A 14,279-nucleotide genomic window follows, 5' to 3' on the forward strand; every position below is an offset into this window, starting at 1 on the left:
ATGACCACCCAGATGGGCTTTGCTGAGATGATGCAGTCGCTGCACGCCGGATCGGCGGCGCTCGACTACCGCAAGACCGGCCGGCTGCTGCGCGAGATGGAGGCGCAGGCGGGCGTGCACGTGGCGTTGATGGGCAATGTCACGCTGGACCTTCTCACCCCCTTCCTGCGCGTGGAGGCGGCGAAGGTCGGCCAGATGTCCGCATTCCATGTCAGCCCCTTCGGCCAATATATGCAGGACCTGCATGGCGAGGCGCTCCAGCGCTTCGACCCCCATGTCATCGTCCTGCTGCTGTCGGCGCAGGCGATGCGGCCCGACGCCTTCGAACGGTTCCACCAGCTCTCCGTCGAGGACCGTCATCGCCTGCGCGACGACATGATGGCGGAGGTGGAGGGCTGGATCGACAGCGCGGTCATGCGCACCGCGGCGACGCTGATGGTCGCCAATTTCCCCTGTCCTGCGAGTGCGCTGGGCGTCGCGGACCTCAGCAGCGATTATGGCGAGCGCGAATTCTTCCTGGACCTGAACCTGGCGCTGCTCCGCGCCGTGCGGGCGCGCCCCCGGGCCATGATGCTCGACGTGGTCGAGGCGATGGGCCGGGTCGGCACCCGCCAGGCGGTGGATCGCCGGATGCACTATATCGCCGGATTGGGCTGGACGGATGCGATGATGCGGGAATTCGGCGCGGTCTTCGCCCATGCGCTGGTCGGCGCGCTCGGCGCCGCGCGCAAATGCCTGGTGCTGGACCTCGACAACAGCCTGTGGGGCGGGGTGGTGGGCGAGGACGGCCCCCATGGCATCCGCGTCGGCCGCGGCGACATGGTAGGGGAGGCGTTCCGCGCCTTCCAGCTCAGGATCAAGGCGCTGAAGGAACGCGGCATCCTGCTCGCCTTGTGCAGCAAGAACAATCCGGAAGATGTCGAGGAAGTGTTTCGCCTGCGTGACGACATGCCGCTGCAATTGTCGGATATGGCGGCGACGGCGATAGGCTGGGACAGCAAATATACGGGGATCGGGAAGATTGCGAGGCAGCTCAACATCGGTCTGGACGCGCTGGTGTTCCTCGACGACAACGCGGCGGAGATTGCGGCCGTGCGGCAATATTGCCCGGATGTCCATGCCGTGCTGCTGCCGCCCGATCCATCCGACTATGTCGACATATTGGACGCGCTGCCCTGGTTCGAGAAAAGCCGCCTGACGGCGGAGGACAGGGCCAGGACCGAACATTATGCGCTGGCCGCCGGGCGGGATGCGCTGTGCGCGTCCTGCGACCCGATGGACTATCTGCGCGGGCTCGACATGCGCGCGGCGATCCGCGACGCCGGGCCGGCCGACCTGTTGAGGGTGCATCAGCTCTTCAACAAGACCAACCAGTTCAACCTGACCACCGGCCGCCCCACCATGGGGGAGGTGGAGGCGATGATGACCGACCCGGCATGGCAGCTCATCGTGGCGGATCTGCGCGACCGCTTCGGGCAATTGGGCACGGTGGCGATCTGCGCCCTGAGGCGGGAGGGCGCGGCGCTCCATATCCGGCATTTCCTGATGAGCTGCCGCGCCATGGGCCGGGGCCTGGAACATGCCGTGATGAACGATGTCAAGCGCCGCTTTCTGGAAAGCGGCGCCGCATCCCTGCACGGCAGCCATGTTCCGACGGCCAAGAACGGCCCGGTGCGCGGCTTTTTCGACGATCAGGGCTTTGCCGCTGCCGATGGCGGCGACCGCACCGACTATGCGCTTTGCCGGGCGGATGTCGCGTTCAGGGATTGCGACTGGATCATGCTGGAGACGAAATAATGGCTGTGAACATGGACGACCTGCTGAACCTTGTCGGCGACATCATCGAAGTCGATCCGTCCCGGATCGACCTGCGCCTCGACCGGGACGACGTGCCCGGCTGGGATTCGCTGGCCCATCTGCGGATCATCACCGCGTTCGAGGCGCAATATGGCGTGCGCCTCAGCATGGACCAGATCGCCGAGATCCGCACGGTGGAACAATTGTCGCGGACATTGGGCGAGGCGTGACGCCATGCGCATGGGTGTCGCCATACGCCGCTTCGCCATTCCGGGCTTCGTGCACAGCCTCTACCATCTGTTCGCCGGGCGCGCGATCGTCAGCCCGCGCGCGGAACTGGAATGGAGCAGGCTGCTGAAGATCGGCCGCAGGTCCCAGATCAGCTCCTTCGTGAAGATCAAGGCGAGCGAAGGGCCGGTGCGGATCGGGGAGCGGACCGACATAGGCTGCGGCGTGTTCATCGCCGGGCACAGCCATGGCATCGTCATCGGCGACGACTGCCTGATCAGCCCGAACGTCTCCATCATCGGCGTCAATTACCGCTATGACCGCGCCGACCGGCTGATCCGCGAACAGGGGTTGCAGTCGGGCGGCCCGACCAGCATCGGCAACAATGTCTGGATCGGCGCGGGCGCGGTGATCCTGGACAACAGCCAGATAGAGGATGGCGCGATCATCGCGCCCAATGCGGTGGTGTCGGGCCGGGTGCCGGCCATGTCGGTCATGTCGGGCAATCCCGCCAAATTGGTGTTCACGCGCCGATGAGACTGTTCGTCACCGCCCGGCTCGACGACCTCTATGCGCGATGGACCCGCTGGCGCCTGCGGGCGGCGGGCGGCAAGGCGGGCCGGGCGTTGCGGGTGCGCGGTGGCGTCCCCTATCTCGCCGGGCAACTTATCCTGGGGGAGGCTGTGCGCCTGCGCAACGAGCCTGCCCGCATCAGGCTGAAGACCGCCGGAAGCGGCCGGATCGTCCTGGGCGATCAGGTATCGCTCAACAGCGGCGTCACCATCTTCAGCGCCGCCAGTGTGGAGATCGGCGCCTTCAGCCGGATCGGGGATCATGCCAGCCTGTTCGACACCAGCTTCCATGCCGTGCATGAAGGGCATGCCGCCCGACCCCGGCCGATCCGCATCGGCCGCAATGTCTGGATCGGGCGCAACGCCACGATCCTGCCGGGCGTGTCGATCGGGGATCACAGCGTCATAGCCGCGGGCGCCGTAGTGTTCCAGGATGTTCCCCCCCGCCAGCTCTGGCGCGGCAATCCGGCCAGTTTCGTCAAGCATGTCCGCGCGGGCGACGATTTCATAAGACAATAAGGGAGGCATCATGTCCGCAACCACGGGCGGCATAGCCGGGAAAATCCGATCGGGCATGGCCTGGTCGCTGGTCGAAAGCTGGAGCGTGCAGGCGCTTCAGTTCCTCGCCTTCATGATCGTCGCCCGCTATGTCGACGCCGCGGCGCTGGGCGTGGTCGCCATGGCGCTGCTGGCGGGGCAGTTCTTCCAGATGACGGTGCTGTCGGGCATCAGCGCCCCGATGGTCAGCGCCGGGCGCGACGATCCCGACCTGGACGACACCGCCTTCTGGATCGCCTTCGCCCTGGGCGCGCTGATGCTGCTGCTCACCCTGGCCTGCGCCGGCGTCGCGGAACGGGCGCTGGACCAGCCGGGCCTGGCATGGGTGCTGCGCTGGCTCAGCATCGCCAATTTCCTTTCCGCGCTGAACGTCGTGCCGCAGGCCTGGCTGACGCGGGCGCTGATGATGCGGCCGCTGGCGGTGCGATCCACCCTGTCGACCATGGCGGGCGCGCTGGTCGGCATTCCCATGGCGATGGCTGGCTATGGGCTGACGGCGCTGGTGATGCAGAATCTGGCGACCGCCCTGATCGGCGCCGCGATCCTCTGGGCGGCGTGCCCCCGGCGGCCGCGCTTCCGCTTCGCGCGGCAGAAGGGACGGGAAATCTTCTTCTACAGCCGTCATGTGACGCTGACGGGCATCGCCAATTTCTTCAATTCCAACTCCGACGTGCTGATCGTGGGCGTCGTGCTGGGCGCGGCGGCGGCGGGCGTCTATACGGTCGGCAAGCGCGCGCTGCTGGCCGCCAACTTGCTGCTGGCGCGGGCCCTCTCCCGCGTGGCCTTCCCGGCCTTCTCCCAGCTCAAGCACGATCCGCCGCGACTGGCGGCCGCCTTCCTCAAGCTCGTATCCGCGACATCGCTGATCACCACCCCGGCCTTTGTCGGCATGGCGCTGGTGGCCGATCCCTTCATCCATCTCGTCTTCGGACCGCGCTGGGCGGAGGCGGTGCCGGTGATGCAATATCTCAGCCTCTTCGGCGCGCTCCAGGCGGTCGGCATCTATAACCAGTCGCTCATGCTCGCCCTTGGCAAGCCGCAATGGCAGACATGGCTCGCCGCCCTCTATGCCGTGGTGAACTGCACCCTCTTCTTCGCGACGGCGGATCAGGGGCCGGGCGCGATCGCCGCCGCCTTCACCCTGCGCGCCTGGCTGCTCTACCCGCTCTCCGTCCTGGGCGTGGTCCTGCTGCTGCCGATCGGCTGGGCCGATTACTGGCGCGCCGTTCGGCTGGGACTGTTCGCTTCCGCGGCCATGGCGGGATGCGTTCTGGGCGCGCGGCCCTTTCTGGTCCAGATGGCCCCGGCCGAAGCGCTGACCGTCACCATCCTCACCGGAGCGCTGGCCTATGGCGTTGCGCTCCTGTTGCTCGGGCGAAACGCGCTGGTTCAGCTCCTGATGTTCGCCAGGGGCCGCTACGGCACGGCATAACCTATGTTAATATATTGCTCTTGCGCGATTTTATTGCCGTAAAGATGTAAAATTCCGTAGCAATACCTACTAGGCAATCCGTGACCATGCTGTTACCACTATTGCAACGCAGCAATTCCCCTTAAGCTATTTCCCTTAGGAAGGGCTGGCTTATGGGGATGACGCATGAGTGGAGTCGGGCCGATCCCGGCCTGCTCCAATAAAAACCAAGGTCGCAAGAAATAGTTCTGGGCTATAAGCGCGGAGTCAAAGACTATGCTTGCAACCGGTGCCGGGGAGCGCCTTCAGCGGCGTTTCTCGCTGGCATTCATGCGTAATGCGTCGCGACGGTTCGTCCCCGCCGCGTGGGCCGCGTGGATTGCCGAAGTGCGCTGGAGCGGCCTCGGCAAATATATCGCGTCGCTGGTCATCGTCTTCCTCGCGTCCTCGTGGATTTTCCGCAACGGCGTCGCGTCGCTGACCGCCGGGGACTATGCCGTCCTCACCCTGATCGTGATTTCCGTCGCCACCCTGATGGGGATCGGCCCGGGCGCGGTCACCACCGCCGGCCTGCTGACGGTCATCTACGCCATTGTCGACGTGAAGATCAGGGGCGGAACCGGCGAGGACGGCCTGGCCTTCCTGCTGGTCATGGTGGCGGCCAATGGGGTGGCGCTGAAATCCACCTTCTGGCGTGCGCGGGCGGAACGGCAGGGCGCCTATGTCAACCGCCTGACAGAGCAGTTGAAGCTGCTGACCGACGGATCGGTCAACTACGCCCTCTACATGACCGATGTGGAGGGACGGGTCGTCCACTGGAACCGGGGCGCCGAACGCTTCACCGGCTGGGACAGCCGCGACATCGTGAACCGCCCGGTATCGCTGCTCTATTCCCATCATCCCGGCATGGAAGACAATATGGCCGAAGCCTTCGCCCTGGCCAAGGAGCATGGCAGCTGCGAATTCGACTGCCATTTCATCAGGAACGACCGCAGCAGCTTCATGCAGAACTGCGTGGTGACGGCGCTGCGCGACAACAAGGGACGGCTTCAGGGCTTCGCCAAGCTGGTGCGCGACGTGACGGCGGAACGGGCGCAGGAAGTCGCCCTTCAGGAACGCGAAGCGGAATTGCGGTCCATCCTGGAAACCGCGCCCGACGCAGTGTTCGTCGTCGATATTTCGGGGCGGATCGACTATATGAACAGCACCGCCTGCCGCATGTTCGGCTATAATCTGTGCGAGCTGGAAGGCGCGGAGTTCGACCATCTGCTGACCGGAGCGCAGCCGCCGCGAGAGGTCCGCGACGAGCCTCTCCATGTGGAGAGCGACGGGCCGCTATCCTATCCGCGCAGGCTGATCGGGCGCCGCCGCAACGGCTCCAACTTTCCCATCGAGATGAGCTTCGTGAAGATGGAGGGCGCGCATGAGACGCACTATACCGCCTTCATCCGCGACCTCACCGAACAGGATGCGACCAAGGCGCGGCTGGAACTGCTCCAGACGGAGATGCTGCACGGCACCCGCTACAGCGCGATGGGCGCGATGGCCTCCATGCTGGCGCATGAACTGAACCAGCCGCTGACCGCGCTCGCCGCCTATATGGAGGGCAGTTCGATCCTGCTGATGCGCGGGCAGGAGGCGGACCGGCCGAAGCTGAACCGCATCTTCCGCTCCGCCGCGCAGGAAGCGGTGCGCGCCGGCGCGATCATGCGCCGCCTGCGCGATTTCGCCAGCGACGGAGAGGCGCTGCTGGAAATCCACGACGCGCAGGATGTGGCGCGCAGCAGCCTGGCGCTGATCGCCGCCATGGCGGAGGCGGCGGACGTCACCGTCGAAATGGACGTCGCGCCGGGCACCGGATCGATCTTTGCCGATCCGATCCAGATCCAGCAGGTGATCGGCAATCTCTGCCGCAATGCCATCGACGCCATGCGCGAGGAGCCGGAACGGCGGCTGACCGTGCGGGTCGCGGCGGCGGACGAACTCACCACGCATTTTCTGGTTTCCGATACCGGCTCGGGCATTCCGCCCGCGATCAAGGACCGGATTTTCGATGCCTTTGTCAGCAGCAAGGAAGAGGGGACCGGCGTCGGCCTGTCCATCTGCCGCACCATTGTCGAAGCCCATGGCGGACGGATCTGGCTGGAGCCGAGCGTCACGGGAAGCTGCTTCGGTTTCAGTCTCAGACGCAAGAAGGGAAACGCCATTGGAACCCACTAAGCTGATCCACATCGTGGATGACGAGGATTCGGTCCGCGCCGCGACCGCCTTCCTGCTGGAGCTGGAGGGCTATACGGTCCGCACCTGGCAGCGCGGCACGCATTTTCTGGCGGCCGCCGCGAACGAGCCGCTGGGGTGCGTGATCATGGACCTGCGCATGCCGGAAATGGACGGGATAGAGGTGCAGCGGCGACTGAACGAGGCGGAACTCTATTTCCCCATCATCATGCTGACCGGCCATGGCGACATCGCCTCCACCGTGACGGCGATGAAGATGGGCGCGGTCGATTTCCTGGTGAAGCCGTTCGAGCGGGAGACGCTGCTGCGCGCGGTCGAAAATTGCTGGACGCTGTTCCAGGATACCGGCGCGCGCCGTCAGCGGGCGGTGCGCGCAGGGGCCATGGTGGAGAAGCTCACCCCCAGGGAGCGCGACGTGCTGTCGGGGCTGACCATGGGCCTGCCGAACAAGCATATCGCGCTGCAATTGGGCATCAGCCCGCGCACCGTGGAAATCCACCGCGCCAATCTGATGTCCAAGCTGGAGACGCGCAGCCTGTCCGATGCCTTGCGCGTGGCGTTCGCCGCCGGGATCGGCAGGCAACTGGATTGCTGAGGAACACGGGCCGGCGATCGGCGGCCATTGTTTCCGGCCCGGATCGGGCCATCTCCCGAAATGGACCGCCCTCCGCCGCATTTCGCGGCCGGATGAGCGATAGGAGCGGTTCGACCGGCCATATTCCGATCGAACCGCTCCACCGCGCCCGGATGCGGAGCCTTCGTCCTCCGATCCCCGGCGCGTCGCTGCCTTCTCCTCTCTCTCCTGAAACTTCAGCGCCGCCGTCCTGCCGGCGATCTGATCGTGAACAGGGCATCGTCGGGCGCCGCCCTGCTCTTGACGACCTGCAATGGCGATCCGCCATAGGGGGGGTGCGGCAGGCCCGATTGCCTGTCCTGGCCCTCCACCCGGGCGGATGATTTCACCAGCCGCAGCGATGCCCGTTTCGCGCCCTGCGCCGACCGGCGCCATGTGCGTCCTCTCCGCTTCCGCCTGATAAGGTCCCAGGTGAGATAGGGCAGTGAAATGACCAGAAGATAAAGCGATGCCGGCAACCACAGCAGCGCGAAGAGCCGATCCCGCCACCCAATCCTTACAATGTTCCGCGACTTGTTCTGCAATCGCCAGAGATTACAGGACCCAAGCATCCATATCCCGGAGACGACCGCCATCGCGATAATCATTGCCATCCTGTTCCATCATCCAATCGCAGCTCTTTCGGCTGCTTCGCGAAGCTGTCCTGTATGAACTATAGATGAAAGGCGTCATCTGTCATCTACGCAGGAATACGCACCGGCTGATATTTCGGACCGTCGATCAACCCTCTGTATTCTCCCGGATTGCACCTGAAGCGACATTATGTCTGATTTAGCGCTGATAAGGATCAGGTCGCCGGAACAGATATTCTGCATCAACTGCGTTTCGATCGAATGCGTGCCACGGGCACGGAGAATCCTCCAGGCGCGCAAAATGAGGTGTGCATGTCGAGAATTGACCTGGCGATGGCGACCCGTCCTGCCGGCGGACGGGGCCCTGCCGCGGCGCATCGCGCCTTGCGAATCTGGCTTTGCCTTGCCCTGGCGCTGTGGGACATGGTGGCGTTGACATGCGGGCTGAGCGTCGGACTGGCGCTCGCGCCCGTGGCCGGGGGGCTTCGCGACAGCGGCGCCTCCGTCGCGGCGCTGCTCATGGCCTATCTCATCATCGCCTTTCACAATCAGGCCTATGATCCCCGCGGCCTGACCAATGCGACGACCAGTTGCCGCAATGCCGCGCGGGCCTTTGCCGGCACGGTGCTGATCTTCTTCCTCGTGCTGTTCGCGGTGAAATCGACCTCGACCTTCTCCCGCGCCGCCGTGCTGGCGGGGCTGGGCTGCGCGGGCGGGCTGCTGCTGGCGCAACGGCTGCTGCTGAGCCGCCTTCTCGAACGCCATTTCGGGGACCGGCTGTTTGCCGAACTGCTGATCGTGGACGACTGCCCGATTCCGGAAAATCCGGGCCAGATGGCCCTGGTGGACGCGCAGGCCATCGGCCTTCGCGCCGATCTGGACGACCCCTATATGCTGCACCGGCTGGGCATGTTGCTGCGCGATCACGACAGGGTGGTCGTCGCATGCCCCGCCGACCGCCGCGTGACCTGGGCGCAGATGCTGAAGGGCGGCAATATATTGGGCGAGATCGTCTCTCCCGAAGTCGAATCCATGGCGCCGCTGACGGTCGGGCGCTGGCAGGACATGGCCACGCTGGTGGTGGCGCGAGGGCCGCTGAACCTGGCGAACCGGGCGACGAAGCGGCTTCTGGACCTGTTCGTCACCGTGCCCCTGCTGATCGGGCTGATGCCGCTGATGATCGCCGTTGCCGTTGCGATCAAGCTGGATTCGCCCGGCCCCGTCTTCTTCCGTCAGCAACGGATCGGGCGGGGCAACACCCTGTTCAGCATCCTCAAATTCCGCAGCATGAAGGTGGAGCGATGCGATATGGACGGCGTCCGCTCGGCCAGCCGGACGGACGACAGGATCACGCGCGTCGGCCGCTTCATCCGCCGGACCAGCATCGATGAATTGCCGCAGCTCATCAATGTCCTTCTGGGAGAGATGAGCCTTGTGGGACCAAGACCTCATGCCATCGGATCGACGGCGGAGGACATATTGTTCTGGCGCGTCGACCGCCAATATTGGAAAAGGCATGCGCTGAAACCCGGAATAACCGGTCTCGCGCAGATTCGCGGGTTCAGGGGCGCCACCGAAACCAGGGCGGATATTTTGCAGCGGGTGGAAGCCGATCTTGAATATATGAATGGCTGGAGCCTGATGCGCGACATCGTGATCCTGTTCGGCACCGTTCAGATTCTGGTGCACAGAAACGCCTTCTGATCCCTGGCAAGACTGCATTTCCGATCGATACCCTCCCCGGAACGACCGAATGCGCATTTCCCCGCAATGGGTAAGTGATCACACCGAATGGATCATCGGCGCCGCGCATGAAATAAATCTTCCATTATTGGGGAGCATCATGGATCGACGGACTTTCCTCGCCGGCGGGCTGGCCGGCACGGCATTGGCGGCCTGTCAGCGCGACAATGAACCGCGCATCGTCCAATCCTCGCGCAGGCCGATGGTCGGGCGCCGGACCTTGCGCGCCGATGTCGTCGTCTATGGCGCGACGCCGGCGGGCATCGTCGCCGCCGTCAGCGCCGCGCAGATGGGCGCGTCCGCGATCATCGTCGGCGGATGGCGGGAACGGCAGCCGGGCGGCATGCTGTCCGGCGGGTTGAGCTGGACCGATTATCGCGACATCGACGCCTTTGGCGGCCTGGCCCGTGCCGTGATCGAACGGCTCGCCGCGGCGGGCGGCATGCCGCGCAACCGCTATGCCTTCGATCCCGCCCTTGCCGTGCCCCTGTTCGAGCGCATGACGACCAGTGCGGGCGTGCCGATGGTCTGGTCCGACGGCGTGGAGGACGTCAAGCTCGTCGATCGCCGCATAAGCGAATTCTTCCTGCAATCGGGCAGGATCGTGCGCGGGCGCATGTTCATCGACGCCAGCTATGAAGGCGATCTCATGGCGCGTGCCGGCGTCGCGTTCAAGGTGGGGCGGGAGGCGGCCGACGCCGCCAATCCGCTCAACGGCTATCGCGGCGCGAAAAACGGCCATCTGGTGCGCGGCGGCCGTCCCGATGAGGATAGCATCGCGCCGATCAGCCCTTTCTGGAATGGCGAGGGCGGCGCGCTGCTGCCGCATGTCGCGGCGGCGCCCGATCTTCCCCTGGGCGCGGCGGACAAGGCGGTGCAGGCCTATTGTTTCCGCCTGACCATGACCAACCGTCCCGACCTGCGGCAGGACCTGCCCGCCCGCGCGCCCGATGGCTATGACGAATCCCGCTACGAACTGCTGTTCCGCGACCTGGACGCCCGCCAGCGCAAGGGGCGGATATATGGACGCGACTGGACCTTCGCCCGCGATCTGGTGAAGGCGGATGAGGTCGCGCCGGGCATTTACGACGTCAACAACCGCGCGCTGATGTCCATCGATGCCGTGGGCCTCAGCCACGACTATCCCCAGGCCGACTATGCGACGCGGGAAAAGATCTGGAAGGCGCATGAAGCCTATCTGCGGGGCTGGTTCCACGCCATGGCCTATGGCCGCGACCCGCGCATTCCGCCGGGCCTGCAACGCGAGGTGCGCGAATGGGGCCTGGTTCAGGGCCGGCACATCCATCCGCATCCCAACGACCTGCCGGGCTGGTCGCCGCAACTCTATGTCCGCGAAGCGCGTCGGCTCGACAATGGGCTGAACTGGTCGGGCAGGGACCTGTCGGACGTCGACGGCGCGGAGCCGCGCCGCAAGGGCATCGTCGCCATGGGCTCTTATTGGCAGGACAGCCATTCCACCCGGCGCATCGCGGTGCAGGACGGGGCGGGGCGATGGGGCATCTGCAATGAAGGCTCGATCATGTTGCGGACCGGCGGGAAATATGAACGCTCGCCCCTGCCGATGGACCTGATGCTGCCGCACCGGGACCAGTGCACCAATCTCATCGTCCCCTTCTGCGTGGCGGCGACGCATCAGGCCTTTGCCACGATCCGCATGGAACTGACGTCCATGGCGCTGGGCGAAGCGGCGGGCAGGGCGGCCGCCATGGCGCTGGGCGAAGATAATGTGCGCGACGTGCAGGACGTGCCGATGCCGGAACTCCAGGCCGCGCTGGTCGCCAATAAGGGCGTCATCCACGGCGTTTCCGCCTTCGAGGATTATCGGCGGCGGCTGAAGTTCCGGCTGAACCGCATGCTGGGAGGCTAAGGACAGAGGGGCCGATCCGACGGCATGGGATCAACCCCTCCCTTCCACCATGTTACCGCGCCCGCTTGAGCATGCCGTGCATGTCGATCCACCGCACGAAGGCGTCGAACCAGCCGGTGCTGGTGGTCGCCTTCGGATACATGCCGAAGCCGTGGCCGCCCTGTTCGTAAAGGTGGAATTCCACCGGGCGATGCGCCGCGCGCCAGTCGTCGATCAGCTTGAAGTCGCGATTGCCGAACAGCGGATCGTCGGCGGCGATGGCGGCGAACATCGGCGGCGCGTCCTGCGGCACTGTCATGCTGCCCAGCGGACCGTAGATATTGCCGATGAAGGCCGGCTTCGCTTCCGTCGTCGACAGCGCCGTCGCCATGGTCAGCATCGCCCCGGCGGAAAAGCCGATCATGCCGATCCGGTCCGGGTCGACATGCCATTGCGCCGCCCGTGCGCGGATCAGGCGGAAGGCGGCGGTTGAATCCGCCAGTTGCGGAGCAAGGTCGGTCGCCGCCGAGGCGGGAGCGGGCAGCGGCGTCCTGGCCACGCCGGAGAACATCTCCTGCATCGACCGTTCGAAACCCGCCATGTCGGCCGGCGTCTGGCGCAGCCGATATTTCAGTACGAAGGCGGCAACTCCCCTGGCGGCAAGCGCCCGCGCGACGTCATAGCCCTCATTGTCCATGGAAAGCGTGCGGAAACCGCCGCCCGGCGCGACGACGACCGCCGCGCCGGAAGCCTTGGCCGGATCGGGCAGGAAGGGCGTCAGCGTCGCAACGGTGACGTTGCGGGCAAAGCGGCTGCCATATTGGCGGTGCCAGCTTTCCTTCGCCGTGGCGCCGGGAAGTGCGCCGGTGCCCAGTTCGATCGCGTCGGGCTGGGCCGGGGCGGCAATGGGCGTCATCCTGTCGTCCTGCGCCTGACCCAGCGCCGGAGCAGTCAAGGCGCAGGCGGCGATGCCGATGGCGAAAGCGCGGGCCGCCGGGAAGCGGAAGGGGCGCCGCAATGCCTTCCGGGCAGATAGATGCTTCATCTCATCCTCCTGTGATTATCGTTATTGCAGGTCGAGCACGACCACCGACTTGGGCGGCAGCGCCACCGTCAGCGTGCCGCCGCTCACCTGCGCGCCGGTGAAGGCGGCGGGCTTCACCACCTCCGGCGCGTCGAAGCTGTTGTGCGAATTGATCGCCGGGGCGGTCAGGATGCGGCCCGACACATTGGCGGCGTTCAGCCCGTCCAGCTTCACCGTCACCATATTGGTCTGGTTGGGATCGAGGTTCGACAGCCCGACATGGACCTTGCCGTCCCTGGCCCGCACCGCCGATCCGCTGACCGCCGGCATGACGAACCTGTCCTTGTTGTACCAGGGCGTGTCGATGTCGATCGGCAGCACCGTCGCGTCCTGCCAGGGCTTGTACATTTCGAAGACATGATAGGTGGGGGTGAGCACCATCTTCTTCCCTTCGGTCAGGATCATCGCCTGCAACACATTCACCATCTGCGCGATGGCGCTCATGCGCACCCGGTCGGCATGTTTGGCGAAGATGTCGAGGTTGACGGAGGCGACCAGCGCGTCGCGCAGCGTGTTCTGCTGCCGCAGGAAGCCGGGATTGGTGCTGGGGTCGGGCGCATACCATGTGCCCCATTCGTCCACAGCCAGGAATATCCGCTTCTGCGGATCATATTTGTCCATCACCTTGCTATGGCCGGTGATAAGCTCGTCCATCTTCCATGTGGCGGCCAGCGTGTCGGCCCATGCGGTCTCGTCGAAATTGACCGGATCGGCCTTGGGCGGCCAGCCGCCCTGGGGCAGGGTGTAATAATGGAGCGACAGCGCATCCAGTTGCTTGGCCGCGTCGCGCATCATCACTTCGGTCCAGTTATAGTCGCCGCCGTTCGCGCCCGACGCGATCCGCACCAGCGTCTTGCCCGCCGGAACCTTCAGGAAGGTCGAATAGCGCTTCGTCACGTCGGCGGCATATTCGGCGCGCATGTTGCCGCCGCAGCCCCACAGCTCATTGCCGATGCCGAAGGCGGGCAGCGCCCAGGGTTCCTTGTGCCCGTTCTTCGCGCGCTCATCGGCCAGGCTGCCGGCGGGCGCGGTGATATATTCGACCCATTCCGCCATTTCCTGCGGCGTGCCGTTGCCGACATTGCCGGAAATATAGGCTTCCGCGCCGACCTGCCGCAGCAGTTCGAAATATTCATGCGTGCCGACGCTATTGGGTTCGGTCACGCCGCCCCAATTGGTGTTGACCTTGATCGGGCGCTTGCCCTTCGGGCCGACGCCCTCCCGCCAGTGATATTCGTCCGCGAAGCAGCCGCCCGGCCAGCGGATCACCGGGACGGAGAGGTTGCGCAGCGCCGCCACCACATCGTTGCGGAAACCATTGGTGTTGGGGATCGACCGATCATTGCCGACCCACAGGCCGCCATAGATGCCATGGCCCAGATGTTCGGCGAATTGCGTGAAGATGCGGCGGTCATAGACCGGGCCGGGCCGGTCGGCATGGATGGTGGCGGTGGTCGGCTTGCCGGCGGTGTCGGCGCTGGCGGTCGTCGCCGCCAATGCGCTGGCGCAGAGAAGCAAGGCGGCGGTCGTGCGGCGCAGGGTCTTGATCATGGTCGTCCTCTTCGGAAAATGGCG

Annotated in this window: 12 protein-coding genes; 9 read left to right on the forward strand and 3 right to left on the reverse strand. The window is 65.4% G+C overall.

The features are described 5' to 3' along the window. The 7 genes from K7W03_RS00535 to K7W03_RS00565 all read left to right on the forward strand — a co-directional run bounded on the left by K7W03_RS00535 (nucleotide 1) and on the right by K7W03_RS00565 (nucleotide 7,399). The gene (locus K7W03_RS00535; RefSeq protein ID WP_222885215.1) at nucleotides 1-1,797 is read left to right on the forward strand and encodes an HAD-IIIC family phosphatase; all 1,797 of its coding nucleotides are present in this window, start codon (nucleotides 1-3) and stop codon (nucleotides 1,795-1,797) included. After that, the gene (locus K7W03_RS00540; protein WP_025547655.1) at nucleotides 1,797-2,027 is read left to right on the forward strand and encodes an acyl carrier protein; all 231 of its coding nucleotides are present in this window, start codon (nucleotides 1,797-1,799) and stop codon (nucleotides 2,025-2,027) included. Before K7W03_RS00535 ends, K7W03_RS00540 begins: the two co-directional genes overlap by 1 nt. 4 nt (nucleotides 2,028-2,031) lie before the next feature. Further along, nucleotides 2,032-2,562, forward strand: coding sequence for an acyltransferase (locus tag K7W03_RS00545; RefSeq protein ID WP_025547653.1), 531 nt, complete (start codon nucleotides 2,032-2,034; stop codon nucleotides 2,560-2,562). Then, nucleotides 2,559-3,116: an acyltransferase gene (locus K7W03_RS00550; RefSeq protein WP_025547651.1), complete on the forward strand. Its 558-nt coding sequence runs from the start codon at nucleotides 2,559-2,561 to the stop codon at nucleotides 3,114-3,116. The genes K7W03_RS00545 and K7W03_RS00550 overlap by 4 nt, the downstream gene beginning before the upstream one ends. A 10-nt stretch (nucleotides 3,117-3,126) precedes the next feature. Further along, nucleotides 3,127-4,587, forward strand: a complete 1,461-nt coding sequence (locus K7W03_RS00555) for a lipopolysaccharide biosynthesis protein (protein ID WP_222885216.1) — start codon at nucleotides 3,127-3,129, stop codon at nucleotides 4,585-4,587. Nucleotides 4,588-4,842: 255 nt separating this feature from the next. Continuing rightward, nucleotides 4,843-6,786, forward strand: a complete 1,944-nt coding sequence (locus tag K7W03_RS00560) for a PAS domain S-box protein (RefSeq protein ID WP_044661118.1) — start codon at nucleotides 4,843-4,845, stop codon at nucleotides 6,784-6,786. Then, nucleotides 6,773-7,399 carry a response regulator transcription factor gene (locus K7W03_RS00565; protein WP_226869583.1) on the forward strand — a complete coding sequence of 209 codons (627 nt, stop codon included), beginning with the start codon at nucleotides 6,773-6,775 and terminating at the stop codon, nucleotides 7,397-7,399. The genes K7W03_RS00560 and K7W03_RS00565 overlap by 14 nt, the downstream gene beginning before the upstream one ends. Before the next feature lie 215 nt (nucleotides 7,400-7,614). Here the strand turns inward: K7W03_RS00565 and K7W03_RS00570 are convergent, their stop codons facing one another. Continuing rightward, nucleotides 7,615-8,031, reverse strand: coding sequence for a hypothetical protein (locus K7W03_RS00570; protein WP_140043460.1), 417 nt, complete (start codon nucleotides 8,029-8,031; stop codon nucleotides 7,615-7,617). Nucleotides 8,032-8,322: 291 nt separating this feature from the next. On the opposite strand from K7W03_RS00570, the gene K7W03_RS27655 reads away from it, so the two are divergent. Together K7W03_RS27655 and K7W03_RS00580 are read left to right on the forward strand one after the other, a co-directional pair. After that, on the forward strand, nucleotides 8,323-9,714 hold the full coding sequence (locus K7W03_RS27655; protein ID WP_044661119.1) for a sugar transferase: 1,392 nt from the start codon (nucleotides 8,323-8,325) through the stop codon (nucleotides 9,712-9,714). A 139-nt stretch (nucleotides 9,715-9,853) separates the two neighbouring features. Further along, on the forward strand, nucleotides 9,854-11,641 hold the full coding sequence (locus K7W03_RS00580; protein WP_226869584.1) for an FAD-dependent oxidoreductase: 1,788 nt from the start codon (nucleotides 9,854-9,856) through the stop codon (nucleotides 11,639-11,641). Nucleotides 11,642-11,693: 52 nt separating this feature from the next. Here K7W03_RS00580 and K7W03_RS00585 read toward each other — a convergent pair whose 3' ends face one another. Then, the gene (locus tag K7W03_RS00585) at nucleotides 11,694-12,665 is read right to left on the reverse strand and encodes an alpha/beta hydrolase (protein WP_222885217.1); all 972 of its coding nucleotides are present in this window, start codon (nucleotides 12,663-12,665) and stop codon (nucleotides 11,694-11,696) included. A 21-nt stretch (nucleotides 12,666-12,686) separates the two neighbouring features. After that, entirely contained in the window at nucleotides 12,687-14,255 is a 1,569-nt protein-coding gene (locus tag K7W03_RS00590) for an alpha-N-arabinofuranosidase (protein WP_222885218.1), read from the reverse strand. Between the last annotated feature and the right edge of the window lie 24 nt (nucleotides 14,256-14,279).

Origin of the sequence: Sphingobium sp. PNB, from assembly GCF_019873065.1 — a bacterium.
GTDB lineage: Bacteria > Pseudomonadota > Alphaproteobacteria > Sphingomonadales > Sphingomonadaceae > Sphingobium > Sphingobium fuliginis.

Bases quoted from the DNA above. Each gene is read 5' to 3' on its own strand.
- K7W03_RS00535 (WP_222885215.1), top strand. From the start codon at position 1: ATGACCACCCAGATGGGCTTTGCTGAGATGATGCAGTCGCTGCACGCC.
- K7W03_RS00560 (WP_044661118.1), top strand. From the start codon at position 4,843: ATGCTTGCAACCGGTGCCGGGGAGCGCCTTCAGCGGCGTTTCTCGCTG.
- K7W03_RS00550 (WP_025547651.1), top strand. From the start codon at position 2,559: ATGAGACTGTTCGTCACCGCCCGGCTCGACGACCTCTATGCGCGATGG.
- K7W03_RS00545 (WP_025547653.1), top strand. From the start codon at position 2,032: ATGCGCATGGGTGTCGCCATACGCCGCTTCGCCATTCCGGGCTTCGTG.
- K7W03_RS00585 (WP_222885217.1), bottom strand. From the start codon at position 12,665: ATGAAGCATCTATCTGCCCGGAAGGCATTGCGGCGCCCCTTCCGCTTC.
- K7W03_RS00590 (WP_222885218.1), bottom strand. From the start codon at position 14,255: ATGATCAAGACCCTGCGCCGCACGACCGCCGCCTTGCTTCTCTGCGCC.
- K7W03_RS00570 (WP_140043460.1), bottom strand. From the start codon at position 8,031: ATGGCAATGATTATCGCGATGGCGGTCGTCTCCGGGATATGGATGCTT.
- K7W03_RS00580 (WP_226869584.1), top strand. From the start codon at position 9,854: ATGGATCGACGGACTTTCCTCGCCGGCGGGCTGGCCGGCACGGCATTG.
- K7W03_RS00555 (WP_222885216.1), top strand. From the start codon at position 3,127: ATGTCCGCAACCACGGGCGGCATAGCCGGGAAAATCCGATCGGGCATG.
- K7W03_RS27655 (WP_044661119.1), top strand. From the start codon at position 8,323: ATGTCGAGAATTGACCTGGCGATGGCGACCCGTCCTGCCGGCGGACGG.
- K7W03_RS00540 (WP_025547655.1), top strand. From the start codon at position 1,797: ATGGCTGTGAACATGGACGACCTGCTGAACCTTGTCGGCGACATCATC.